This is a genomic window from Phenylobacterium sp., from assembly GCF_004799395.1.
Classification (GTDB): domain Bacteria; phylum Pseudomonadota; class Alphaproteobacteria; order Caulobacterales; family Caulobacteraceae; genus Phenylobacterium.
Genome location: NZ_SSMZ01000171.1, coordinates 18789 through 41859 on the forward strand (window position 1 = coordinate 18789; position 23071 = coordinate 41859).

The 23071-nt window shown below is 67.9% G+C and carries 21 protein-coding genes; 12 read left to right on the forward strand and 9 right to left on the reverse strand.

What is annotated here, in order from left to right:
• Window positions 1–21: 21 nt before the first annotated feature.
• Both E8A12_RS11290 and E8A12_RS11295 read right to left on the reverse strand, forming a co-directional pair.
• Window positions 22–1350, reverse strand: a complete 1329-nt coding sequence (locus E8A12_RS11290; protein WP_293368691.1) for a sugar MFS transporter — start codon at window positions 1348–1350, stop codon at window positions 22–24.
• Window positions 1350–4142: a M14 metallopeptidase family protein gene (locus E8A12_RS11295; RefSeq protein WP_293368693.1), complete on the reverse strand. Its 2793-nt coding sequence runs from the start codon at window positions 4140–4142 to the stop codon at window positions 1350–1352. Before E8A12_RS11295 ends, E8A12_RS11290 begins: the two co-directional genes overlap by 1 nt.
• A 316-nt stretch (window positions 4143–4458) precedes the next feature.
• On the opposite strand from E8A12_RS11295, the gene E8A12_RS11300 reads away from it, so the two are divergent.
• The 3 genes from E8A12_RS11300 to E8A12_RS11310 are packed head-to-tail and all read left to right on the forward strand — an operon-like array spanning window position 4459 to window position 7098.
• Window positions 4459–5073: a TetR/AcrR family transcriptional regulator gene (locus E8A12_RS11300; RefSeq protein ID WP_293368695.1), complete on the forward strand. Its 615-nt coding sequence runs from the start codon at window positions 4459–4461 to the stop codon at window positions 5071–5073.
• A 19-nt stretch (window positions 5074–5092) separates the two neighbouring features.
• Complete coding sequence (locus tag E8A12_RS11305) at window positions 5093–6028, forward strand: hypothetical protein (RefSeq protein WP_293368697.1); 936 nt, start codon at window positions 5093–5095, stop codon at window positions 6026–6028.
• Between the two features lie 11 nt (window positions 6029–6039).
• Window positions 6040–7098, forward strand: coding sequence for a hypothetical protein (locus E8A12_RS11310; RefSeq protein ID WP_293368699.1), 1059 nt, complete (start codon window positions 6040–6042; stop codon window positions 7096–7098).
• Here the strand turns inward: E8A12_RS11310 and E8A12_RS11315 are convergent.
• Both E8A12_RS11315 and E8A12_RS11320 read right to left on the reverse strand, forming a co-directional pair.
• On the reverse strand, window positions 7095–7889 hold the full coding sequence (locus E8A12_RS11315) for a helix-turn-helix domain-containing protein (protein WP_293368701.1): 795 nt from the start codon (window positions 7887–7889) through the stop codon (window positions 7095–7097). The genes E8A12_RS11310 and E8A12_RS11315 overlap by 4 nt on opposite strands.
• A gap of 7 nt (window positions 7890–7896) precedes the next feature.
• Entirely contained in the window at window positions 7897–9279 is a 1383-nt protein-coding gene (locus tag E8A12_RS11320) for an amino acid permease (protein ID WP_293368703.1), read from the reverse strand.
• A 73-nt stretch (window positions 9280–9352) separates the two neighbouring features.
• Here E8A12_RS11320 and E8A12_RS11325 point away from each other — a divergent pair, with 73 nt between their 5' ends.
• Both E8A12_RS11325 and E8A12_RS11330 read left to right on the forward strand, forming a co-directional pair.
• Window positions 9353–10498: an aminotransferase class V-fold PLP-dependent enzyme gene (locus E8A12_RS11325; RefSeq protein WP_293368705.1), complete on the forward strand. Its 1146-nt coding sequence runs from the start codon at window positions 9353–9355 to the stop codon at window positions 10496–10498.
• A 71-nt stretch (window positions 10499–10569) separates the two neighbouring features.
• Window positions 10570–11916, forward strand: coding sequence for an amidohydrolase family protein (locus E8A12_RS11330; RefSeq protein WP_293368707.1), 1347 nt, complete (start codon window positions 10570–10572; stop codon window positions 11914–11916).
• Here E8A12_RS11330 and E8A12_RS11335 read toward each other — a convergent pair.
• Together E8A12_RS11335 and E8A12_RS11340 are read right to left on the reverse strand one after the other, a co-directional pair.
• Window positions 11913–12974 (reverse strand): hypothetical protein, encoded by a 1062-nt coding sequence (locus E8A12_RS11335; RefSeq protein WP_293368709.1) that lies wholly within the window; start codon window positions 12972–12974, stop codon window positions 11913–11915. The genes E8A12_RS11330 and E8A12_RS11335 overlap by 4 nt on opposite strands.
• Before the next feature lie 26 nt (window positions 12975–13000).
• Entirely contained in the window at window positions 13001–13621 is a 621-nt protein-coding gene (locus E8A12_RS11340) for a hypothetical protein (protein ID WP_293368711.1), read from the reverse strand.
• Between the two features lie 206 nt (window positions 13622–13827).
• On the opposite strand from E8A12_RS11340, the gene E8A12_RS11345 reads away from it, so the two are divergent.
• Both E8A12_RS11345 and E8A12_RS11350 read left to right on the forward strand, forming a co-directional pair.
• Window positions 13828–15507: a sulfatase-like hydrolase/transferase gene (locus tag E8A12_RS11345; RefSeq protein WP_293368713.1), complete on the forward strand. Its 1680-nt coding sequence runs from the start codon at window positions 13828–13830 to the stop codon at window positions 15505–15507.
• Between the two features lie 16 nt (window positions 15508–15523).
• Window positions 15524–15979, forward strand: coding sequence for a hypothetical protein (locus E8A12_RS11350; protein ID WP_293368715.1), 456 nt, complete (start codon window positions 15524–15526; stop codon window positions 15977–15979).
• Here E8A12_RS11350 and E8A12_RS11355 read toward each other — a convergent pair.
• Both E8A12_RS11355 and E8A12_RS11360 read right to left on the reverse strand, forming a co-directional pair.
• Complete coding sequence (locus E8A12_RS11355; protein WP_293368717.1) at window positions 15976–16392, reverse strand: DUF1330 domain-containing protein; 417 nt, start codon at window positions 16390–16392, stop codon at window positions 15976–15978. The genes E8A12_RS11350 and E8A12_RS11355 overlap by 4 nt on opposite strands.
• The gene (locus tag E8A12_RS11360; RefSeq protein WP_293368719.1) at window positions 16392–17306 is read right to left on the reverse strand and encodes a haloalkane dehalogenase; all 915 of its coding nucleotides are present in this window, start codon (window positions 17304–17306) and stop codon (window positions 16392–16394) included. The genes E8A12_RS11355 and E8A12_RS11360 overlap by 1 nt, the downstream gene beginning before the upstream one ends.
• Window positions 17307–17406: 100 nt before the next feature.
• On the opposite strand from E8A12_RS11360, the gene E8A12_RS11365 reads away from it, so the two are divergent.
• The 5 genes from E8A12_RS11365 (at window position 17407) to E8A12_RS11385 (ending at window position 21949) form a co-directional block, all read left to right on the forward strand.
• Window positions 17407–18501 carry a ribonuclease Z gene (locus E8A12_RS11365; protein ID WP_293368721.1) on the forward strand — a complete coding sequence of 365 codons (1095 nt, stop codon included), beginning with the start codon at window positions 17407–17409 and terminating at the stop codon, window positions 18499–18501.
• A 17-nt stretch (window positions 18502–18518) separates the two neighbouring features.
• The gene (locus E8A12_RS11370) at window positions 18519–19541 is read left to right on the forward strand and encodes a glutathione S-transferase N-terminal domain-containing protein (RefSeq protein ID WP_293368723.1); all 1023 of its coding nucleotides are present in this window, start codon (window positions 18519–18521) and stop codon (window positions 19539–19541) included.
• 5 nt (window positions 19542–19546) lie between these two features.
• Window positions 19547–20128 carry a TetR family transcriptional regulator gene (locus tag E8A12_RS11375; RefSeq protein ID WP_293368764.1) on the forward strand — a complete coding sequence of 194 codons (582 nt, stop codon included), beginning with the start codon at window positions 19547–19549 and terminating at the stop codon, window positions 20126–20128.
• A gap of 298 nt (window positions 20129–20426) precedes the next feature.
• Complete coding sequence (locus E8A12_RS11380; RefSeq protein WP_293368725.1) at window positions 20427–21158, forward strand: response regulator; 732 nt, start codon at window positions 20427–20429, stop codon at window positions 21156–21158.
• A 92-nt stretch (window positions 21159–21250) separates the two neighbouring features.
• Window positions 21251–21949 carry a response regulator transcription factor gene (locus tag E8A12_RS11385; RefSeq protein WP_293368727.1) on the forward strand — a complete coding sequence of 233 codons (699 nt, stop codon included), beginning with the start codon at window positions 21251–21253 and terminating at the stop codon, window positions 21947–21949.
• A gap of 26 nt (window positions 21950–21975) precedes the next feature.
• Here E8A12_RS11385 and E8A12_RS11390 read toward each other — a convergent pair whose 3' ends face one another.
• Window positions 21976–23010: an AraC family transcriptional regulator gene (locus E8A12_RS11390; RefSeq protein ID WP_293368729.1), complete on the reverse strand. Its 1035-nt coding sequence runs from the start codon at window positions 23008–23010 to the stop codon at window positions 21976–21978.
• Window positions 23011–23071 lie beyond the last annotated feature (61 nt).

Sequence of the window (23071 nt, forward strand, 5' to 3'; positions counted from 1 at the left end):
GACTGGCTAGCGGCCACCTGCCTAGGGCCCGCCCGCGGCCGCGGCAATCACCGCCGGCGTCCCAACCGCGACGCCAGCCCGATGGCCGCGCCAGGCATAGAAGAAGATGTAGAGGTAACAGGGCGCCATCAGGCCCAGGAACACCGCCTGGAAATCATAGTGCTGCTTCAGGACGGCGAAGGCCTGCGGGATGATCGCTCCACCGGCGATACCCATCACCAGCAGCGCCGAGCCGGTCTCGGTGGCGCGGCCCAAACCCTTGATCGCCAGCGGGAAGATCGCCGGCCACATCATGGCGTTGGCGAAGCCCAGCGCCGCGACGCAGGCCACCGAGGCGTAGCCATGGGTCAGGAAGGCGCCCGCCGCGAGCGCCACGCCCAGCAGCGCCGAGGCCCGCAGATAGGTCTGCTGAGAGACGAAATTCGGCGTCAAAAGCAGGCCCGAGACATAGCCCACCAGCATGGCCGCCAGGGTAAAGGCCGTGAAGAACTTGGTCTGGTCGAGCGGCAGGCCGAAGCCGCGCCCGTAGGCGCCGATCGCGTCGCCGGCCATCACCTCGACGCCCACATAGACGAAGAGGCACAGCACCCCCAGCCACAGGTGCGGATAGTGGAAGACGCTGCGGCCGGCGGCGGTGGCTTCATCGTGCGCCGAGGCGTTGACCTCGGAAGGCTTCAACTCCGGAAGCGGCGACTTCAGCACCCCATAGGCCGCCGCCAGCAGGATCGCGGCCATGACCAGATAGGGCAGATGGATCTTGGCCGCGAAGCTGTCGAGCAGCGCCTCGCGCGGCGCGCCGGCGACGCCCTGCAGCGCGGTCGAAAGATCACCGACGCCGCGCAGCACCAGGGCCCCGATGACCAACGGCGCGGCGATGCCCGCGGCCTTGTTGCAGATCCCCATGAGCGCGATGCGCCGCGCCGCGCCTTCGATGGGTCCGAGTATGCTGACGTAGGGGTTGATCGCGGTCTGCAGGAGCGCCAGGCCCCCGCCGATCGTGAAAAGGCCGGTGAGCGCGCCGGGATACCAGCGCCTGGTGGCGAACTCCCCGAACGCCCCCGCGCCCACCGCCATCACGGTCAGCGCCAGCGCCAGGCCCTTCTTCAGCCCCGTGCCCCGCAGGATCCACGACGCCGGCAGGGCCAGGACGAAATAGGACAGGTAGAAGACCATCAGCACCAGGAACGAGTTCACCTCGTTCAGGTCGAAGGCCAGGCGCACGAAGGTGATCAGCGGCCCATTGAGCCAGGTGAAGAAGCCGATCACGAAGAACAGCGCGCCCGCGATGGCGATCGAACGACCCAGGTGTGGGTCGGCCCCGTCAGCCGCAGGCGCGCCTGGATCCGTCATCACTTGCCGCCGACGGCGGGACCATACTCGAGCGCATTGAAGACGAACTTGAAGGTTCCGTAGGACTGGCCGCGCATGGCGACCTCCGGGCCCAGCAGGAAGACCTTGCCCTTGCCGTAGCTGGCGTCGACCACGCCCGCCGTCCCGTCCAGGGCCTTCTGGCCCCAGGCCCAACCGCTGAGCAGCGGGTCGGCGCCCTCGAACCAGGAGACCGGCTTGGCCTTTTCGGGCGCGGCGATCTTGAAGACCGGGCTTGAATCGAAGAACACGTCGACCTTGTCGGCGAAGCCGAAGCCCAGCGGGTCCTTGTTGTCCACCTTGGCCGAAAGGATCGAGCCGGGGATGTAGAATTTGGTCGAGGGCAGCGGCGTGGGCTTGCCGTCCTTGCCCGGCCCGACGAGGCCGTTCTCGGTCAGTTTCAGATATTCGCCCAGGCGGGTCGAGCCGCCGATGGCCACCGCCGTGCCGCCCTTGTCGATGAAGGCCTGGACCTGCGGCAGGGTCTTTTCCTCGGTCACGTTGCCCAGCATCTTGCGGTACTTTTCAGGCACTTCTTCCGGCTTCGGCAGGCCGCGGCCACCGCCGCCTCCGCCATAGCGGCCCGTTCCGCCGGGAATGGCGCCGTCGACGAACAGCAGCACGTCGTACTTGGCGTTGAGGTTGCCGGCGTCGAGCTCCGGTCCGTAGACCAGGGTGTAGGGGAACTCGAACTGCTCCACGACCCACTGCATCCAGCCCGAAGTGATCAGGCCGCCGTAGGTGTCGACGATGCCGATCCGCGGGGTCTTCAGCGCGATCTTCTCGCCCTTTGGCGCCGAGCCTATGGCGTAGGCGTTGATGCCCAGGTCGGTGACGCTCTTGCCAACGATGGCCTTGGCCGCGCCCGTGGCAGGCACCCAGACGGAACCGGGGCCAAACGACTGGCCGTCCGCGGTCACCGGGTCCTTCATCCAGAAGACCGGGACCTTGGCCTTCTGCAGCCGGTTCGTCAGCGTGAAGCTGTTGTTGGTCGCGTGATCCAGGATCCAGCCCGCGCCGCCTGAGCCCACCACCTTGCCGGGCGGCGGGGCCATCACTTCGCTGATCGGCTGGAACGGCCCTGAGAAGCCGTCGAGGATGCGGTCGTACTTCACCCCCATCTGGTAGGAGAGATTATAGCCGGTGATGTCATAGGGCTTGATCGGCGGGCCGCCCGGGAACTCGAAGTCCTGCGGGTGGTCCTGCGGCTCGAACATGTCGAGGATATGCGGCCGGTAGGCCTGGTCGCAGAGCACCACATAGCTGCCGGCCGGATAGGTCTTGCCCTTCACCGTGAAGGGCGCGGTCGCCTTGTCGACGACGATGCCCGACTTGATCAGCGCGTCCAGGAACTTGATCGTCGTCGGCATGTCCGGCTGGTCCGGCGGCAGGATGTAGCCGCGCGGATCGCGCTCGGCCGGGTCGTGCAGCACGGTGTCGTAGAGCTTGGGATCGACCACCGAACTCTGGTCGCCGTTGCCGGCCAGGCCGTCGCCGCCGCGGGTGCGCGGCGGGGGCCCAGCGGCCTTGGAGGCCTCGACCACCGCGGCCACCCGCTTGGGCGTCACCGTCCAGTTGTCCCGCGTGCCGCGGGTGATGGAGTTCTTGCCCATCAGGTAGCGGTTGTAGAGCAGGTCTTCGCGGTTCTTCGACGCGTAGTCCATGACCGCGCGGTTCAGGCTCTTCACGTACTCGACCGTCTGGCTGAAGTGCCAGATCTGCGGCGCGACGGGATAGAGTTCATCCTGGTTGGAGAGCTGCTTCGACGGCACGAAGGGCAGTTGCATTGGCGTCGGGCTGCCGATGATCTCGGTCAGGATGCCGACCACGTTGTGGAAGTAGCCGGTGGTCCGAAGGCCACCGTTGAACCAGGTCGAATAGGGCGCTGCGGAGCGCTCGCCCGAGCCCGGCTTGTCCTCCTGGATCAGGCGGCTGTGCATCGCCGCCGAGACCCCATCAAGTTCAGAAAGCACCAGCGGGTCGAAGTGGTAGTTCGACGGATTGCGGAACGGCGGCACGAAGACCACCTCGCCCAGCGGGCCGGTCTGGTGCTCGTTGTAGACGATCTGCGGGAACCAGTCCTTGAACATGGCCTTGTTGATGGCCGTCGTCTCGGGCTGGTTGGACATGTAGTATTCGCGGTTGTTGTCGTGCCCGACGTAGCGCTGGTAGATCACCGGCAGGTCGGCGAGGCTGCGCGCCTTCGGGTCGGCCTTGCGCATGTACCAGTCGGCGACCAGCTGCTGGCCGTCCGGGTTGGGCAGGATGAACAGCGTGATGTCGTCGTTCAGGAAGCGCAGCGTCTCCGGGTCGTTCTTCGACAGCATCTCGTAGACGATCTGGATCTGCGACTGGGCTGACGAGACCTCGCTGGCGTGCAGGCCACCGTCGATCCAGACCATCGCCTTGCCTTCCTTGGCGAGCGCATGCGCTTCAGCGTCGGTGAGGCCCTTGGCCAGCGCAAGCTTCTGGGAAATCTCCCGCTGGCGATCGAGGTTCTTGAGGTTTTCCGGCGAGGAGACGACCGCCATCCAGATGTCGCGGCCCTCGACGGACTTGCCCAGGCTGACCAGCTTCATGCGGTCGCTCTCTTGGGCCAGCTTCTTCCAGTACGCCGTCGTCTGATCGTAGTTGGCGAGGAAATAGTCGTCGCCCGGCTGGGAGCCATTGAAGGCCTCCTTGGGCGTGGTGATGTGGGCTGTCGTGGCCTGGGCGAGCGCGGCGCCTTGCCAGACCAGGGCCAGCGCGACGCCGGCCAGCAGAGCAGATTTCATCCGAGGTTCCCTATCACTCGGGCGGCGCTCAAAAGCCGACCCCGACTACGCCATGGCTGACACTAGCGCCGAGCCATCGAAGGTCGAGGCTTAGCAGAGTCAATGATGTCCGGATGTTTCAGGGCCGAAGCATCCGCAGGCGCGGACTCCTGTCGGTCGAACCGGCATGCCCTGCGCCCACATCTTGGGCGTTGGCGCCCGCTGGGCAGGGGTCCGCTCGCGCGCGTCATCCAGATGAATGAGGTCGCACAAACCCTCTTCCGGTTGCTCACGTTGTTACGTAACGTATCAAGCTCTGACATCTCTGGACCGCATCATGCAGACGACACTTCAGACGCCCGCCCGCGCCGCGCGGATGGCTCACCCGGCGCGGGCCGCGCAGCTGTTGGACGTGGTCGAGACGCTGGCGCTGAAGGAAGGCCTGGCCTCAGTGACCATGCAGCGGATCGCAGACCTGGCTGGCGTCGCCAAGCCCGTGGTCTATCGCCATTTCGCCAACGCCAGCGAAGCCCTGCTGGCGGTGCTGGAGCGCCGCTGGGCGGAGATCGACGCCGACCTCGACGCCATCTTCCGCGGCGGGCCGGACTTCGAGGCCGAAGTCGCCCAACGGGTCGAGCACTACCTGATCGCCATGGCCTCCGACCGCTATCGGATCCGCAAGCTGCTGGCGGTGGCCGACGGAGACCCGGTCGTGTTCCAGGCCTGGCGGCGGCGGCTGGACCGGCGGACCCGCGACCTGGCCGCCATCCTCGCCGAGACGCATGGCGTTGCGCCGGGCGCGGCCCAGACGCTGGCCACCCTCTGCATCGGCGCCCTGTCGCGGCTGGGCGACAAGATCGCTGACGCGCCGGAGCCGGCCGCGGCCCAGGCTCGCCGCTTCGCCCAATTCATCGCCGGCGGCCTCGCCAACGCCAAGCAGGACCCGGCGTGACCCAGGATCGGAGGAAAAGATGATCGACAGACGGATCGTGACGGCGGGCCTGATCGGGCTCGGCGCTGCGCCAGCCTTCGCGGCCGGCAAGCGTGGAGTGATCGAAGGCGCCCCGACCTGGAGCGAGTCGGCGATGGTGCTCTACTTCGATCCGGAGCTGAAGAACGGCCTGTCCTTACGCATCTCGCGCTATCCGGACGCCGACGCGACGTGGGTCTGGCTGCATCTCCTGGTCGACGGCGAACTCTACGCGTTCACCGACAGCCGAGCGCCCTGCTCAGCCCAGCACATCACCGCCGAACAGCCAGACGTCACCTATCCGAGCCCCGGCCTGAAGATCAGCATCTCGCGCCTGGGGATCTCCCAAGAGATGAAGGCCATGTCGTTCAGCGCCCAGGTCAAGGCGCATCGCGGGACCAGCGGGACAGACGGCCCGGGTGACAGCCCTGTCACCGTGGAGGGTGTCTTCCATCCTGGCCCCTTGCGCGCCGGCTCGCCCAATGGCCGCTTCGAGCGCACCGGGCGGGTCGAGGCCACGGTCACCGCCGGCGGCAAGACCGTGCGGCTCTCCGGCGTCGGCAAGGCTCATGAGCAGACCCAGACCGCGCCCCGCTTCACCGCGCCCTTCACCTACGCGATGCTGTGGAGCGCCAACGCCGGCCTCATCGGCCTCCTGAGCCCTGCGCGCGGCTATGGCGACCTGGACGCGGACGGCCAGGATACGCCCATCGAGACCTTCAAGATCGAGACGTGGGCGCCCACGCGGCGCTTCGTGGCGATCCTCAAGGATGGGCGGCGCATCGAAGGCTCGGCCGAGACCCTGCAGCGCTATGAAGTGCCGATTTACGGACGAAAATGGTACGGCCGCGTGGTCCGCGCCGACGTCGGCGGCCACCCGATGGTCGGCATGATCAACGACTGGAAGCCCGAACAGCAGCCCTACGGCCTGGCCTAGGAGGGACCCATATGGACCACCGAGAACTCGCCCGCCGCGACCTGCTGGCCCCGGGCCTCGCCCTACCGCTGGCCGCCGCGGCGTCCCGCGCCATCGCGGACGCGCCCGGCCCCGAAGCCGGACCCTTCGAGGTGGCCACCGTCGAGCGCATGGACCTGGTCGATCCGGACCAGGGCCGCACCATCGCCACCCGCGCCTATTACCCAGCCAAGCCCGGCCGCTATCCGGTGATCATCTTCAGCCACGGCTTCGGCGGCTCGCTGGTGATCTTCGGCAATACGGGGAAGGTGTGGGCGAGCCATGGCTACGTGGTTCTGCACCCTACCCATGCCGACTCTCTGGCGATGATGGACCCGACGGTCCCGGCCACTGACGCCGACGTCATGCGCCGCTTTCGCGCTGCGCGCGGCGGCGAGGGCGGCGCCGATCCGGCGCTGGCGCGAGCCTTCGTGAAGGTGCTGGATGACCCCTTCTTCATCAACAACCGCCTGCGCGACGTGAGCTATCTGATGCACGCGCTGAAGACACCCAAAGCGGGCCTCGCCCCGGCCGTTCTGGAGCGGGCGGACACCTCGCGGATCGGGATGAGCGGCCATTCGTTCGGCGCCTATACGACCCTGGTGATCGCGGGCTCGGCGCTAATGCCGCCAGCCGCAGCGGCCGTGCCCACAGGCTTCGCCGGCTTCCTGTCAATGAGCGGTCAGGGACCCGGCCGGATGTGGCTGACCGACGACAGCTTCAAGACCATCGCGAAGCCCTTCATGGCCACCACCGGCACCCGGGATTTCGGCGCCGCCGGCGAGACTCCGCCCTGGCGGCTGAAGCCCTATGACCTGAGCCCGCCAGGCCGGAAATACGCCATTGTCGTCGACGGCTTCCGCCACACCGACTTCGACCCCGCGCCGGGCGATCCGGAGATGGGCGCGCGTGGGGCGCAACTGCGCAAGTACCAGCTGGAATTCTGGGACAGCGTGCTGAAGTCCGACCGCGCCGCTCAGGCCTCGCTGGCCAGTCAGGCCGAGGGCTCGAAGCAGACCGATCCCGTCTGGCTGCGCGCGCGCCTGGCCTAAGACGCCGCGGGCTCGACACGCGCGCGGGCCTGTTCGAGGCCGGCGGAAATGTCTGCGGCCAGCGTCGTGACAAGCGCCAGGTACCGGCGCGTGGCTTGCGGCTCGGTCATGGTCGAGCGGTAATAGAAGAAGGCCAGCGCGCCCAGCGGCTCGCCCTCGCCCGGCTCCATCACTGGCACCGCGAAGCTGCGCGTCGCGTCGGTCCGGGGACGCTCGATGGTGGCGTAGCCGTCGCTGCGCACCTGGGCCAACAGCGCCGCAAGTTCCTCGGCCCGGTCGGGCTGAGCCAAGGCGTCGCCGGCGGCCATCAGGACATTCAGCACAAACTCCCGCTCCTCCTGCGAGCACCAGGCGAAATAGGCGCGCCCCACTGCGCTGCGCAGCATGCCGACCCGGCGATTGAGGAAGTTCTCATCCCGTGAAAAGGGACTGATGTGCCGCGTCGTGAAGCGGACCAGCATGCTGTCGGTCTCGCTGGTGGCCAATGACACCTGCCATTTGTGGCGGCGCGTGAAGGCCTCCATCAGCGGCCGTGCGACGTCGACCACCAGGTCGCGGTGGCGCACGCCCGACGACAAGCGCAGCACCGCGTCGGTCAGGGCATAGCCTTCGCGCCGCGAAATGCGCACGACGTAGCCGCCCTCGATCAGCGTCTCCAGCAGCCGCACCAGCGAGGACTTCGGCAGGCCCGTGAGCGTGTGCAGCGCCGACAAGGAGCTCACCCGGCTGCGGTTCATCGCCTCGAGGACCGCCAGGCCCCGGGTCAGCGACTGGACGTGGTCGTTCTCCATGGACGCCTCATGCCGCGGCGCTGCGGTGGCCTCGCCGCAGGAGGAAGTAGGCCACCGAGAGCAGGATCAGCCAGGGCACGCCGACGATCCACGAAATGTTCCAGAACTCGGTGTCGAGTCCCATGGTGACCAGGATGCCCGCCAGCAGGATCAGGCCCGCGATCTGCATCACCGGGAAGAACGGCATGCGCACCGGCAGCTCCTCCGGCTTGTGACGGCGGCGGAACGCCAGGTGGCTCACCAGGATCGTCATCCAGGTGAAGATCGCCCCGAAGGTCGCGACGCCAAAGAGATCATTATAGGCCAGAGGCGTGAACTTGGAGAGCGCGGCGGCCGCCAGGATCGCCACGCCAGAGACCGCGATCGCCGCGGTCGGCGCGCCGGCCGTGCTGAGGACTCCCAGGCGCCTCGGCGCATAGTCGCCGCGCGACAGCGAGAACAGCATCCGGCCCGCCAGATAGGTGTTGGCGTTCATGCTGGAGAGCGCCGCGGTCAGCACCACGAAGTTCATCACCGCCGCGGCGTAGGGCACGCCGGTGTGGGCGAAGACCTTCACGAAGGGGCTCTGCCCGACGATCTTCGCGCCGGTCTCGGTCCAGGGGATGAAGCTGACCACGATGGTGAGCGCCAGCAGGTAGAAGAGGCCGAGCCTCAGCGCCATGGAGCGCAGCGCCGCCGGAATCGCCGCCTTCGGGTCCGGCGTCTCGGCGGACGTCACCGCGATCAGCTCGATGCCGGTGAAGGAGAAGATCCCCATGATCACCCCCATCCAGATCCCCCTCAGCCCGTGCGGCGCGAAGCCGCCCGGCAGGCCGGTCAGGTTGTGGAAACCCACCGCCGGTTGGCCGGCGCCCAGGATCGCTGCGCCGCCCATGACGATGAACAGCAGGATGGCGGTGACCTTGATGGTCGCGAACCAGTACTCGAAGGTCCCGAAATTCTTCACCGAGCGGGAATTGATGAAGACGATGCCGATGGCGAATGCGATCGCCCAGACCCAGACCGGAATCCCAGGAAGCCAGAAGGCCATGTAGGTTCCGGCCGCTACGGCCTCGCCGCCGATGGCGATCACCTGGGCGAACCAGTAGGTGTAGCGGACCAGGAAGCCGATCCAGGGACTGAGATAGGTCTCGGCATAGACCCCGAAAGAGCCGGCCGCCGGATGCATCACCGCCATCTCCGAGAGGCTGAGCACGATGACCACGGCGATGAAGGCGGCGATGGCGTAGCTGACGATCACCGCCGGTCCGGCGTAGCCGATGGCGATGCCGGAGCCCATGAAGAGGCCCGTACCGATCGCGCCGCCCAGTCCGATCATGGTGATCTGGGCGCGAGTCAGGCCCTTGCTCAGCCCGGCCTCGCGCTCGATGATCGCGTCTTCGTCGTCCAACGCCTAAGCCCCCGGAAACACCCCACCTCATGAACGCAGGATTCCACACGCGCACAAGAGCGGGCGCCGGGGCGTGAGCGCCGACTGGACGGCCTTCCGCGCGCTCTTCCCGACCCTCGGGACGAAGGCCTATCTGGCCAGCGGCTCCTACGGCCTGTTGGGCGCGCCGGTCGAGGCGGCGATCCGGCAATATATGGACGACCGGCTGGAGAAGGGCGCCGACTGGGGTGGCTGGACAGCCAAGGCCGACGCCGTGCGCGACGGCATGGCGGCCCTGCTGAACGCCGGCTCCGACGAGATCGCCGTGACCGCCTCTGCGTCCGCCGGGATCAACGCGCTCGCCAGCGCGGTGGATTTCTCAGGGCCTCGCAACAAGGTGGTGGTGTCCAACTTCGAGTTCCCCACTGGCGCCCAGATCTGGCACGCCCAGGAACGCCGCGGCGCCGTCGTCGAGCATGTGCCCGAAGGCCCCGATGGCGGCGTTCCGCTCGAGCATTTCGAACGCGCCATCGATGAGCGCACGAGGCTCGTCCAGGTCACCCACGTCTGCTACCGCAATGGCCAGCGGCTGGACGTGGCCGGCGTGGTCGAGATCGCCCGCCGGCATGGCGCGCTTGTGCTGCTGGACTGCTTCCAGTCGGTGGGCGCGGTCGACATCGACGTGAAGGCGCTGGGCGTTGATTTCGCGGTCGGCGGGATGCTCAAGTACCTGCTGGGGGCTGCGGGGATCGGCTTCCTCTATGTGGATCGCGCGCGCATCGCCGAGTTAGTCCCAACCGTCGGCGGCTGGTTCGCCCAGGCCGACACCAACGCCATGGACATCTTCGCCAACGATCCGGCGCCGAGCGCCGCGCGCTTCCAGGCGGGCACGCCGCCGGTGATGAACGCCTACGCCGCCGAGGCCGGCATAGGCTTGATCCGCGAACGCGGCGTTGCGGCCATCGAAGCCCGCATCCGCGAGATCACCGGCGAGGCGATGGACCGGCTGGCCGAGGCCGGCTGCAGGCTCGCCACGCCGCGCGACGACGCCCGGCGCGGGCCGCAGGTGGCGATCCGCGCCACCGACGCCGCGGCGCTCACCGACCGTCTGGCCGAGCGAGGCGTCATCGCCTCCTGGCGCGACGGCAACGTGCGCACGATGTTCCACGCCTACAACGACGCCTCCGATGTGGGCGCCCTGATCGAAGCCCTGGCGGCCAACCGGGAACTGCTGGCCTGACGTCCGCAGACGGATAAGGTGCCACCCGGGGATGGCCGCAGATCGCGGTCTTTGGTTTCGGGGATTTACACATGAGACGAGCAGCGCTTCTGGCGGCCTGCGCTTTCGGCCTGACGATCGCGCCGTTGAGCGCGCGGGCCGAGGCCTGGGCCATCGAGCATGTCACCCTGATCGACGGGACCGGCCACGCGCCGCAGCCAGACATGACGGTGACCGTCGACGGCGACAAGATCACCGCCGTCACCCCCAGCGCCCTCGCCAAGGCGCCCAAGGGCAAGGTCGTCGACGGCCGCGGCAAATTTCTGATGCCGGGCCTGATGGACGTCCACATCCACCTGCATGGCGGCGTCGACCAGAAGACCGACACCGTGGAAAGCCGCACCCAGACGCTCGCGGGATTCCTCTATTCCGGCGTCACCACCGTCTATGACGCCGGCAACCAGACCGACATCATCCTGCCGCTGCGCGCCGCCGAGCGGGCCGGCAAGATCGCTTCGCCGCGCATCTTCGCCACCGGCAACCTGATCACCTATCCGGGCAGCCACGGCACGGGCATGGCCGTGAACATCCAGGATTTCGAGAAGGACAAGGACAAGCTCGACAAGCACATCGCCGAGCAACAGCCGGACGTCGTGAAACTGACCCTCGAGGAAGAGGGCTGGGGCGCGCGGCCGATGATCACCCTGATGCCCGAGCCGCTGCTCCGGGACATCATCCGCTACTACAACCTCCATGGCATCCGCACGACGATCCACGTGTCGTCGGAACTGCGCGCCGAAGAGGCGATCTTCGCCGGGACCGACAGCCTGGCCCACCCGGTGATCCAGGGCCCGGTCAGCGACAGCTTCGTCAAGCTGATGGGCGCCAAGAAAATCCCCTTCGCATCGACGCTGACCATCGGCGAGAACTACAGCCGCCTGGCCGAGCACCCCGAATACCTCGACCAGCCGCTCTATGCGGCGACCTTCAGCCCGGCCGACCGCCAGACCCTGAAGACCAAGACCCGCGCCGAATATCAGGCCCGCATGTGGACCGCCTGGATGAAGCTGATGACCCCGGTGGCCGAGGAGAACATCCGCAAGGTCTGGGCGGCCGGCGGCGTCGTGGCCCTGGGCACCGACCAGTCGAGCGGTCCGGCCTCGCAGCGCGAGCTGGAGCTGCTGGTCCAGGCCGGCCTCAAGCCCTTCGACGTGCTCACCATCGCCACCCACAACGGCGCGGTGTTGCTGGGCAAGGCCGATCAGCTAGGCTCCGTCGAGCCCGGCAAGCTCGCCGACCTGCTCCTGCTCAACGCTGACCCGAGCGCCGATATCGAGAACGTCAAGAAGATCGCCTTCGTCATGAAGGGCGGGCAGATCATCGACGAGAGCAAGCTGCCCCTCGCCGGCGGCCCGCAGAAGCGGCGGTTCACACCCTAGTTGGCGGAGACGCCCGCCGGCAGCATCACTTCCAAGAGCTGGAGATCATCCGACGCCTCGCTGAGCCCCCACGCCTCACCAGCTGGAATGATGAAGGCGTCGGCGGGGCCGAGCGCGTGCACGCCGCCGTGCTCGAGCGTCGCTGCGCCCTCCAGGACGAAGCCGAAGAGGAACTCCGCATCGTGCGGCGGAGCGGTGAAGCCGCGCGCCGACGCCGGGCGGATCACGCGGACGTCCGCCAGGCCCCGCGTGGCGTCAGCCATGCCGCTTTCGCGGGCCTCGAAGCCGGTCGCGCCGAGCGGCGTCCAGGGGGTATCCGACGCGACGCTGTGCAGAAACCGCTGGCCGCCGAAGTCCCGGTCGGGCCGTAGCGCCGCCGTCGGCAGGTCCATGCCGTGGTCGGCCAGCGTCTCATGCAGGGCCGGACAGCCGATCTCCACCACCTCGAAGCCCGGCGAACTTTCCAGCACCCGGTGGCGGATGCACGGCGGCTGCAGCACACAGTCGCCGGCCTGCATCAGGAACGGCGGGCCCTGGTCCTCGTAGACCAGCCTGGCCCAGCCGCGCCGGCAAAAGATCATCTGGAAGCGGACCTTGTGGAAATGCACCCAGTCGGCCACCGGCCCACCGTCGGGGATGGCGATGTGCGAGGCGATGAACCGTCCGCCCAGGCGACCGGGGATCAGGTCGCGGTAGAGCATGCCGGCGCGTCCCGCGCCCGCCTCCGGGCTGTCGGCCTGACGGGTCAGCACGAACTCGGTCTTGAGCGGCGGGATCTCCACCGGAGGGTCCGCATCCACGAACTCGATCCGGGTGCCGTTGGGCGCGGTCAGGACGGACGGATCGGGCCGCGGCTGCGCCGCCAGCCGGATCGCGCCGGGATCGCCATTGCCCGGCGCCAGCCGCAACCTCAGGCCATGGCCGGAGATCACGGCCACCTTCGGATCGTCGGCCGGGAAGATAGTCTCCACCCGAAAGCCCAACTCGTCGGTGAAGAAGGCCAGGGTGGGGCTAAGGTCCGCGCAGGGTAGCTGAACCTCGGCGGGTCCCCACTTCATTCGACGCTCTCCTCTAAGTCCGCGGCCTAGCCGCCCGCCGTCGTAGGCCCGCTCGAACAATCAAGCGGCCGACGCTGGCGAATCTGGCGTGCGGTGTCTTCGTCCGCGGCCATCGCTTCACAGACAGAGGTAATCGCCGGGCCGGTTGAGGTCGAGAAGTTCAGCCGATAGGCCTCTGAAGGCAGACCGGCCAGGCTCACGAAGCTCTTCTGGGTCGGATCCTGACTGAACCACACGCCGTATTCGACGCCGGGCGAGACGAGGCAGACCGTCCTGACGGTCTTGCGATCGTAGCTCAGCAGCATCTCCTGCACAGCGCCAGGACAGGGATTTTCAAGCGGTGGCGCCGCGGTCAGCAATCCGTCGCAGGCCATTGCCTGGTTGAAGGTCACGCGGATGACGAGCAACCCTGGCCGGACGACCGAGCCCTTGGCGGGGAAGGTGCTGACGATCCTCGGGCGCTCCAAGTGTCCGCCCATTCGGTCAGGCTCCAGGCATTTCATCTTCGCCGAGACGGTGAGTTCCGAGACCGTCCTCGACGCGGTCACGATGAGCTCCGAAACCGATGGAGCGTCGCCTGCGCCGGGCTTTGTCGGAGCCGCTGCGATGGCGCGCTGCCCCCACGTCAGACAGAGCGCCGCCGCCAACAGCCAGGACCGGGCGGCGTCCCATGTCCCCTGCGATCGGTCTGTCGGCATTCTAGTTGCGCCTCCCGTTCGAACCGTATCGCCGGCCCACCCGCCTGCGCAATGGGACACGCAGGCGCCGACGAGGCATCTATCGACATTATGAGTGCCACTATATAACATCGCTATCAGAGAGCGCCCGGCGAGGCGCATGCGGGGAGACGACCATGAAGCTGTGGACCTGGGTCGTGGCCTTTCTGCTGGCCGTGGTGGCCGCACTCGGGCTCGCCTATGTGAACCGCACCACCATCCTCGCCGTCGTCGCCCACGCGCGCCTGCCGCATGTCGAGCCCAACCATGCTGTGACCTGGAACGAGGGGCCGCCAAACGCGCCGCCGGGCAGGCGGCCGCCGAACGTGCTGTTCATCCTGGCTGACGACATGGGCTTCAACGACATCACCTTCAATGGCGGCGGCGTGGCCCGCGGCGCTGTGCCGACGCCCAACATCGATTCCATTGGCCACGACGGCGTCGACTTCCTGAACGGCTATTGCGGCAACGCCACCTGCGCGCCTTCGCGCGCCGCGATCATGACCGGCCGCTATCCGACCCGCTTCGGCTTCGAGTTCACGCCCGCGCCGGTCGCTTTCGAGAAGATGGTCGGCACCGAGCATGAGGACGAGGATTTCGTGCTGCCGAAATTCTACAAGGACCGCCTGGCCCAGATGCCGCGCGGATCGACCAGCGCCTCGCCCTCTGCGGTGAACATGCTGGCGGTGCCTGGCAGCGAGATCACCATCGCCGAGATGATGAAGACCCAGGGCTACCACACCCTGCATTTCGGCAAGTGGCATCTGGGCGGCGTCAAGGGTTCGCGGCCCGAGGACCAGGGCTTCGACGAGAGCCTGGGCTTCATCCCCGGCGCGTCGATGTACCTGCCCGAGCACGATCCGGGCGTGGTCAACTCCAAGCAGCCCTGGGACCCGATCGACAAATTCCTGTGGCCGAACCTGCCCTACGCCGTGCAGTTCAACGGTTCGCCGATGTTCCAGCCCAAGGGCTACATGACCGACTACCTCACCGACGAGGCGGTGAAGGCGATCCGGGCCAATCGCAACCGTCCCTTCTTCATGTACTTCGCGCCGAACGCGATCCATACGCCGCTGCAGGCGACCAAGGCCGACTACGACGCCCTGCCGCAGATCAAGGATCACCGCCTCAGGGTCTATGGCGCCATGGTGCGCAGCCTCGACCGCAACGTCGGCAGGATCCTGGCGGAGTTGAAGGCCGACGGCCTCGACCAGAACACCCTCGTGATTTTCACCAGCGACAACGGCGGCGCCGGCTACATCGGCCTGCCGGAGATCAACAAGCCTTATCGCGGCTGGAAGTCGACCTTCTTCGAGGGCGGCATCCACGCGCCCTTCTTCATGCGTTGGCCGGGCGTGATCGCCGCCAATTCCCGCTACAGCTATCCCGTCGGCCACATCGACATATTCTCGACCGCGGCGGCGGCGGCCGGCGCGCAGATCCCGAAGGACCGGGTCATCGACGGCGTCGACCTGATGCCCTTCATCCAGGGCAAGGCGAAGGGGCGGCCGCACCAGACCCTGTTCTGGCGTTCAGGCCAGTACAAGGTTGTGCTGGACGGCGACTGGAAGCTCCAGTCCAGCGAGGCCCAGCACAAGGTGTGGCTCTACGACATGGCCAACGACCCGACCGAGCAGCACGAGCTGTCGCAGGCCCAGCCGGCGCGGACCAAGACCATGCTGGCCCTCATCGCCGCCCAGGACGCCCAGAGCGTCAGGCCCATATGGCCGTCCCTGCTGCAAGGCCCGGTGTTCATCGACCATCCCAGCGGCCAGCCGCAGCGCAAGGGCGACGAATATATCCTGTGGGACAACTGACCGAAGGGACGCCGCGATGAGCTTCCTCCCGCCCTCGACCAACGCCCTCTACACAGGCGCTCGGTCGTCGGTCTGGTTCCTGGGCCTGGCGACCCTGCTGACCCTGGGTCCGGCGCTGATCCACAGCTTCGCGCCGAGCGGCGGCGCGGAGGGTATCGCTGGCCTCGACCTCGGCGCGCAGCGAAGCCTTGTGATCGGCGTCTTCGCCTGGGAGGGCGCGACCCAGCTGGCGCTGGGGCTGGCCATGGCCGCGGCGGTCTGGCGCTACCAGCCGCTTACGCCGCTGTTCCTGGCCCTGGTGATCGTCGAGCGCGGCCTGATGAGCCTGCAGGGCTGGATCCTCAAAGCCCCGGCCAATGGCCACCATCCGCCGGAGCACTATGCAAGCCCTGTCACCGTCGTGCTGGCCGCGATCTTCCTGGCGCTGTCGCTCAAGCCCCGGAAGCCCCGGAAGCCCCGGAAGCCCCTCTAGCCCTCGTCGCGCGGCTTTGTGCGGATGTTGAGCTGACCGGCCAGACCGGCCTTTCGGTGATGCTCGATCGCATGCATCGCCGGCGACATGGCCATGGTCCGGAAAGCCTCCAGGGAAGGATATTCCGCGAGGGCCACCATGTCCCAGAGCTCCTCGACTTCGCCGATCATCAGGCCGGTGACGGCGCCGGTATAGCGGACCATGCCGCCCAGGCCTTCGACCAGCTTGCGCACCTCCTCGCCGTATCGGGCATAGACCTCGGCGCCGGTGAGGTGACTGTCCGAGCCGTCTTCGTATTCTGCCCACGGCTTGAACTTGAGCAGGTTGACCATCACGAAGCGCCCGTCCTCGGCGCCGCCGAAGAATTCCATGGCCCGTTCCAGCGTCGGCAGGACCTGGTTGACCACCTCCATCAGGCCGTCTCCCTCATGCGGCCGGCGATCATCCCGTCGATCAGGACGGCGATCTCGGCGGGGCTGTCCTCCTGCAGGAAGTGGCCGCCGTTCAGGATCACGTGCGGCTGGCCCCTGGCGCCAGGCACCCGGGCCTGGAACGCCGCCTCGCCGCCGCGGGTCACCGCATCGCCATCGCTGAAGGCGGTGAGAAACGGCTTGTCGAACCGCTCCAGCACCTTCCAGGCGGCCTGGTTCTCGGCGACCGACTCGTGCTCGGGCGTGACCGGCACCAGCAACGGAAACTGGCGCGCGCCTTCCTTGTAGCTCTCGTCGGGGAACGGGGCGTCGTAGGCGGCGACCTCGGTCGGCGACAGGTCGCGCGTCACACCGCCATTGACGATGAAGCCCACGGGGAACTGCGGCACCGATTGGCTGAAATCGCGCCAGGCCTTGAAGCCCTCGGTCATGCCCGAGCCGGTCGGCAGGCCGGTGTTGCCGACGATCACGCCGGCGAACATCTCCGGAAACGCCGCCACCAGGCGAAGGCCGATCAGTCCGCCCCAGTCCTGGCAGAAGAGGGTGATGTCGCTGAGCTCCAGCTGCTGCAGCCACTGGCTCATCCATACGACGTGGCGCTCATAGGTGTAGTCGCTGCGCGCAGCCGGCTTGTCGGAGCGGCCAAAGCCGATCAGGTCCGGGGCGATGGCGCGATACCCTTTCGCCACCAGGTCCGCGATGATCTTCCGGTACAGGTAGGCCCAGGACGGCTCGCCGTGCATCAGCAGCGCCACCGGCCCGTCACGCGGCCCCTCGTCCACATAGTGCAGGCGAAGCGGCGTCCCGTCGGCGTCGGCCACCGTTGCGTAGTGCGGCGCATGGGGCCAGTCCTCCAGCCCCTCGAAGCGCGCGTCCGGCGTCCTCAGGATTTCCAACGGTCGTCCCCCCGATTGACTTCCGGGTTCGCACCTCGGAATATAGTGGCAATTTGAGTGTCACTATATAACTGCGACGTCAAGCCGACGGGGGCCTCCGATGAAGCGATGGCAGGCCGTTGGCCTCTCGGGGCTGGCCGTGTTCCTGATCGTCGGCGCCGCGGCTATTTCGCTGCGCGGTCAGATCGCCGTGGCGCTGATGAGCCGGCTCTACGCCCACGCGATGGGCGACGATCCCTACGCGGGTCTCGGTGACAGCCTGAACGTCGGCCTCTGCGGTTCCGGCTCGCCGATGCCCGATCCCACCCGAGCGGGCCCATGCACGGCGGTGCTGGCCGGACACCGGCTGTTCGTGGTCGATGTCGGGGCCGGGGCGCAGAAGAACCTGGCGTTGATGAACCTGCCGCCAGCCAAGGTGGAAGCGGTGTTCCTGACCCACTTCCACTCCGACCACATCGATGGCCTGGGCGAGCTGATGCTGCAGCGTTGGGCGGGCGGCGCCAATTCAGCGCCCCTGCCCGTCTTCGGTCCCACAGGCGTCGACCAGGTGGTGGTGGGCTTCGAAGCCGCCTACAGCCTCGACCGCGGCTACCGCATCGCTCATCACGGCCCCGCCGTCGCCCCTCCTTCCGGCTTCGGCGGGACGCCGCATCCCTTCGCTGTGGACCGCAATGGCCCCGATCTGGTGCTGATCGACAATGGCGGCCTGAGGGTCACCGCATTCCCTGTGGACCACCGCCCGGTCGAACCCGCCGTCGGCTACCGCTTCGACTATCGCGGCCGTTCGGTGGTGGTCAGCGGCGACACCGCCCCCTCTCCTCGGCTGGAGGCGACCTCGAAGGGCGCCGACGTCCTGGTCCACGAGGGCCTGGCGCCCAATCTGGTGGCCATCCAGCACCAAGCCGCGATCGCCGGCGGCAAGGACAACCTGGCCCATATCACCCGTGACATCCTGAGCTACCACACCACACCGGAAGCCGCGGCGGGCATCGCCCAGCGCGCCGGAGTGCGCTACCTGCTGTTCACCCACATCATCCCGCCGCTGCCGATCCGGGCGCTGGAAGGCCCCTGGCTCGGCAAGAGCCGAGACATCTTCCACGGGACCGTGCGCGTGGGCCATGATGGCGACTTCCTGAGCCTGCCGGCCGGATCGGCGGAGATCCGCCGCACCGACCGCCTGAACCAGTTCCGTTAGCCTGAGGCGCGCTTCGCATGACCGATCCCATCGCCCTCTCGGGAGCTCCCGGTTCGCCCTACACCCGCAAGATGCTGGCGGTGCTTCGCTTCCGCCGGATCACCTATCGCTTCATCCTGCCCAACAGTCCGCTGATGAAGGACCTGCCGCGGCCGAAGGTGCAGCTGTTGCCCACCTTCTATCTGCCGGATGCGGCGGGCGAGGTGCAGGCGGTCACCGACTCCACGCCGCTGATCCGCCGCTTCGAGGCCGAGTACGAGGGCCGCAGCCTGATCCCTGCCGATCCGGCGCTGGCGTTCCTGAACGAGCTGATCGAGGACTACGCCGACGAATGGCTGACCAAGGCCATGTTCCACTATCGCTGGGCCTATGCCGCAGACACCGCCAAGGCGGCGAAGATCCTACCCTGCTGGCGCGGCTTCACCATTCCGGACGAGGCCCTGGCCCAGGCCGGCGCGGCCTTCGCCGAGCGTCAGATCGGGCGGCTGCGCTATGTCGGGTCCAACGAGACCACCGGCCCGGTGATCGAGGCGAGCTACCGCCGCTTCCTCCTCGCCTTCGAAGACCACCTGCGGGCCTATCCCTACCTGATGGGCCAGCGCCCTGGCTCCTGCGACTTCGCGGTCTTCGGCCAGCTGACCCAGCTCACCGAGTTCGACCCGACGCCGGCTGCGCTGGCGCTTGAGATCGCGCCCCGGGTGACGGCCTGGACCGGCATGATGGAGGACCTGTCCGGCCTCGAACCTGCCGACGCCGACTGGCTGCCGACGGACGCCCTGCCCCCGACCTTCGCCGCCATCCTGGCCGAGATCGGCCAGGTCTATCCGCCGGTCATGCTGGCCAATGCGCGCGCCGTGGCGGCCAGCGCCAATGAGGTGAGCGCCGAGGTGGACGGCAAGGCCTGGACCCAGCAGCCGTTCCCCTATCAGGCCAAGTGCCTAGGCTGGCTTCGCGAGGCGCACGGACGACTTCCTCCCGCCGCACGCGCCAAGGCCGACGCCGCCCTGGCGCCGGCCGGCCTGTCCGGACTGTTCGCTTGAGCCGCATGCCCGCGCCCGTCACCCCCTCAAGCGACGGCCGCCGTCGGCGCGGGCAGGACAACCGCGCCAAGATCGTGGCCGCGATGCTGGAGATCATCCACGCCGGCGACCTCGCGCCCAGCGCAGAACAGGTCGCCCAGCGGGCCGACGTCGGCCTGCGGACGGTGTTCCGCCACTTCCAGGACATGGACAGCCTGTTCCGCGAGATGTCGGTGGTGATCATGGGCGAACTGCACGCCGCCGCCGAGGCGCCGTTCCGCTGCGAGGCCTGGCGCGAACGGGTGGTGGAACTGGTGGAACGCCGCGCCTGGGCGTTCGAGAAAGTCGGACCGTTCCTGCGCGCCAGCAGCCTGTTGCAGCGCCGATCGCGGTATATGGACGTCGATCATGCCCGCCTGGTGAAGGCATTGCGCGAGATCCTCAGGCAGCAGGTTCCTGCCGCCGTGGCCCGGGATCAGCTGAAGCTGGAGGCCCTCGACCTGCTGCTCAGCTTCGAAGCCTGGTCCCGCCTTCGCCGCGAACAGGGCCTCTCGCCCAAGCGTGCGCAGGAGACTCTCGCCGCCGCCGTACGGCGGCTGATCGAGTAGCCGGAGCCGTTTCCAGGTTCCGCGAGCATAGGTTTACACAGTAAGGCGTCGATATCCGTGCAAATGCACATATCTGTCCCCAATAAACAAATTTCTGTCCCCGAAGAACAACCTACGCCGCCGTTAACCATGTAGGGGAACCGCCGCGAATCACCCTCACGGGAGCGAACCAGCGGCTCTCGAGCCAAGGTCCTTTCACTGGGTGGCTCGTCCTCGGAAACCCTAGTTGAAATCGACGCCCGCAATGCGCCCAGAATTTCTCCGCGACCAAATTTCCGGCCCCTTTTCAACAGCTTCCGTGGCTCTGAAGAGCCCGAAGGCGCCGCTGCCGGCGGTCGCCCCCCAGGCTGCCGGCGGCGCGCGCGACCTCTATGACCTGTTGGCCGTGATCATCGGGGTCTGCGAGTCCCTGGCGGAAAACCTCAAAGGCGCGCCGCAGCACGCCGAGCTGGCCCGGGTGGGCATGCTGGCAGCCGATCGTGCGGCGGGACTGCTGGCCGGCCTGGCCCTCCAAGACGCCTCAATCGACAGCGGTCGCGAGCCGGCGCTGACCTCGCCCGGCGAGGACGCGCCGCCGCGCGACCAGGAGCGGGCGCGCAAGGTGCTGCTCGTCGAGGACGATCCCGACCTGCTGATGCTGCTCACCGCGGCCTTCGTCCGCGAGGGCTTCCAGACCTACTGCGCCCGGAACGGGCGCGTCGGCGTCGAGATGCTGCAGACCCTGAAGCCCGACCTGATGGTCACCGACATCGTCATGCCGGAAATGGAGGGGATCGGCACGATCATGGAGGCGCGCCGCGTGGCGCCCGACACCCGGGTCATCGCCATCTCGGGCGGCGGCCACTACGGGCGCAGCCAGAACTTCCTGGTCTGGGCCCACGAGCTGGGCGCCGACGAGGTGCTGGCCAAGCCCTTCCGCATGTCCTCGCTGATCACCGCCGCCCGGGTGGTGCTCGACCGCACGCCGGCCGGGCCGCCTGGCGAGGAGATCGACCTTTCCGCCAACCCGAGGATCGCCCTCGACCGATAGACGATCCGCTTCAACCGAACTCCCGGCGGTCGCAACCCGCGGCGCCGGACCCCTCCGCCTGCCCAACCCCAGAAGAAATCAAGGAGACCAGGATGCGCGTACTGCTGATTGAAGACGACCGGAACGCGGCGCGAAGCGTCGAGCTGATGCTCACGTCCGTGAAGTTCAATGTGGAAATCGCCGGCTCCGGGGAGGACGGCCTCGACCTGGCGCAAGCCTATGCCTACGACCTGATCCTGCTCGACCTGAATCTGCAGGACCTGAGCGGCATGGAGGTGTTGCGCACCCTGCGCAGGGCCAAGGTCCAGACGCCGGTGATCATCCTGACCGGGTCGGGCGACGTGGCGGTCAAGGTCAGCGCCTTCGCCGGCGGGGCGGACGACTACCTGGTGAAACCGTTCCACAAGGACGAGCTCACCGCCCGGGCCCGCGCCGTCATCCGCCGGTCCAGCGGCCATGCGGACTCCACCATCACCGTCGGCGACGTCAGCCTGAACCTGGACGCGCGGGTCGTGCATGTGAACGGGGTTCGGGTGCACCTGACCGGCAAGGAATATCAAACCCTGGAACTGCTGGCCCTTCGCCGCGGCAAGACGCTGCACAAGGATGTCTTCCTCACCAGCCTCTACGGCGGCATGGACGAGCCCGGCGGCAAGATCATTGACGTCTTCATCTGCAAGCTGCGCCAGAAGCTGGCGACCGCGTCCGACCGCCAGCACATCGAGACGGTCTGGGGCGGCGGCTACGTGATGCGCGATCCGGACGACGTCCTTTCCTCGCGCGCGGCATGAACCCCGCCGGCGGCCCGGCCCGGAGCCTACCCGACCGGCAAGGGCGTGTGGCCGGCCGCCGTGGCGAGGCCGCCGGCGCCCCGGGCGCGGTAGTCGCTCGCCGTGCAGCCGAACTGGCGGCGGAACCAATGGGCGAAAGCGCTGAGGCTGGAGAAGCCCGCCAGCTCAGCGACGTTCCGGAACGACCGGCCGCTACGGGTCAGCAGCGCCTCGGCGGTCTCCCGTCGCGCCGCGTTGAGCAGGCCCGAGAAAGTCTCTCCCTCGGCGGCGAGGCGGCGGTGCAGGGTGCGGCGGTCCATGGCCAGCCGCTGAGCCACGCGGTCGACCGTGCAATCGCCGTTGGGCAGGAGCATGAGGATGATCTCGCGCACCTTGTCGCCGAAGCTCGAGCTGCGGCTGGCGGCCATTTCCTCGATATAGCGGACCATCTGCCGGGCCAGGGCCGGATCGGCATTGGTGATCGGCCGGTCGAGATCGGCGCGCGCGATGACCAAGCCATTGAAATCCTGATTGAAACGCGGCGCCATGCCGTAGACGCGGCGATAGGCGCTGAGATAGGGCGGCGCGGCGTGCGCCAGGCAGATCTCCTGCGGCCGCCAGGCCTCGCCGAGCAGTTCGCGCAGGAGCCGCAACCCCACGCCGACGCTGATCTCCACACTCTGCCGGCTGACCCAGGCCGGCGCATTCATCCGCAGCACGGCAATGTCGCCGGTCTCCTCCACCTCGACGGAATAGGCGTCGTTCTGCAGCCAGATGTAGCGGGCCAGCTGCGCCAGCGCCTTGCGCACCGTCGGCTGCTCACGGATCACCAGGGCGATCGGCCCAAGATTGGAGAGCTTGCGCGTCTCGACGACCCGCAGGCCGAAGTCGCTGGCGCCGGAGCGTTCGGCGGCGAGGTCGTACATCTGGCTGATGGCGCGCGAGGCCACCTTCATGTCGGGATCGCTGAATGCGGCGGCCGGCACGCCCGCATCGGCCGCAATCCGATAGGGGTCGACCCCGACCGAAAGGGCGACTTCCACAAAGCCGGTCAACCCGGCGGCGCGGGCAAGATGCGACATGGCCCCCCCTTGGGCGACGCTTCTCCCGAAATGAGCCGCCCAATGTCCCCGAAAATCAAGC

Bases quoted from the DNA above. Each gene is read 5' to 3' on its own strand.
- E8A12_RS11290 (WP_293368691.1), bottom strand. From the start codon at position 1,350: ATGACGGATCCAGGCGCGCCTGCGGCTGACGGGGCCGACCCACACCTG.
- E8A12_RS11295 (WP_293368693.1), bottom strand. From the start codon at position 4,142: ATGAAATCTGCTCTGCTGGCCGGCGTCGCGCTGGCCCTGGTCTGGCAA.
- E8A12_RS11300 (WP_293368695.1), top strand. From the start codon at position 4,459: ATGCAGACGACACTTCAGACGCCCGCCCGCGCCGCGCGGATGGCTCAC.
- E8A12_RS11305 (WP_293368697.1), top strand. From the start codon at position 5,093: ATGATCGACAGACGGATCGTGACGGCGGGCCTGATCGGGCTCGGCGCT.
- E8A12_RS11310 (WP_293368699.1), top strand. From the start codon at position 6,040: ATGGACCACCGAGAACTCGCCCGCCGCGACCTGCTGGCCCCGGGCCTC.
- E8A12_RS11315 (WP_293368701.1), bottom strand. From the start codon at position 7,889: ATGGAGAACGACCACGTCCAGTCGCTGACCCGGGGCCTGGCGGTCCTC.
- E8A12_RS11330 (WP_293368707.1), top strand. From the start codon at position 10,570: ATGAGACGAGCAGCGCTTCTGGCGGCCTGCGCTTTCGGCCTGACGATC.
- E8A12_RS11335 (WP_293368709.1), bottom strand. From the start codon at position 12,974: ATGAAGTGGGGACCCGCCGAGGTTCAGCTACCCTGCGCGGACCTTAGC.
- E8A12_RS11345 (WP_293368713.1), top strand. From the start codon at position 13,828: ATGAAGCTGTGGACCTGGGTCGTGGCCTTTCTGCTGGCCGTGGTGGCC.
- E8A12_RS11350 (WP_293368715.1), top strand. From the start codon at position 15,524: ATGAGCTTCCTCCCGCCCTCGACCAACGCCCTCTACACAGGCGCTCGG.
- E8A12_RS11355 (WP_293368717.1), bottom strand. From the start codon at position 16,392: ATGGAGGTGGTCAACCAGGTCCTGCCGACGCTGGAACGGGCCATGGAA.
- E8A12_RS11365 (WP_293368721.1), top strand. From the start codon at position 17,407: ATGAAGCGATGGCAGGCCGTTGGCCTCTCGGGGCTGGCCGTGTTCCTG.
- E8A12_RS11370 (WP_293368723.1), top strand. From the start codon at position 18,519: ATGACCGATCCCATCGCCCTCTCGGGAGCTCCCGGTTCGCCCTACACC.
- E8A12_RS11375 (WP_293368764.1), top strand. From the start codon at position 19,547: ATGCCCGCGCCCGTCACCCCCTCAAGCGACGGCCGCCGTCGGCGCGGG.
- E8A12_RS11385 (WP_293368727.1), top strand. From the start codon at position 21,251: ATGCGCGTACTGCTGATTGAAGACGACCGGAACGCGGCGCGAAGCGTC.
- E8A12_RS11390 (WP_293368729.1), bottom strand. From the start codon at position 23,010: ATGTCGCATCTTGCCCGCGCCGCCGGGTTGACCGGCTTTGTGGAAGTC.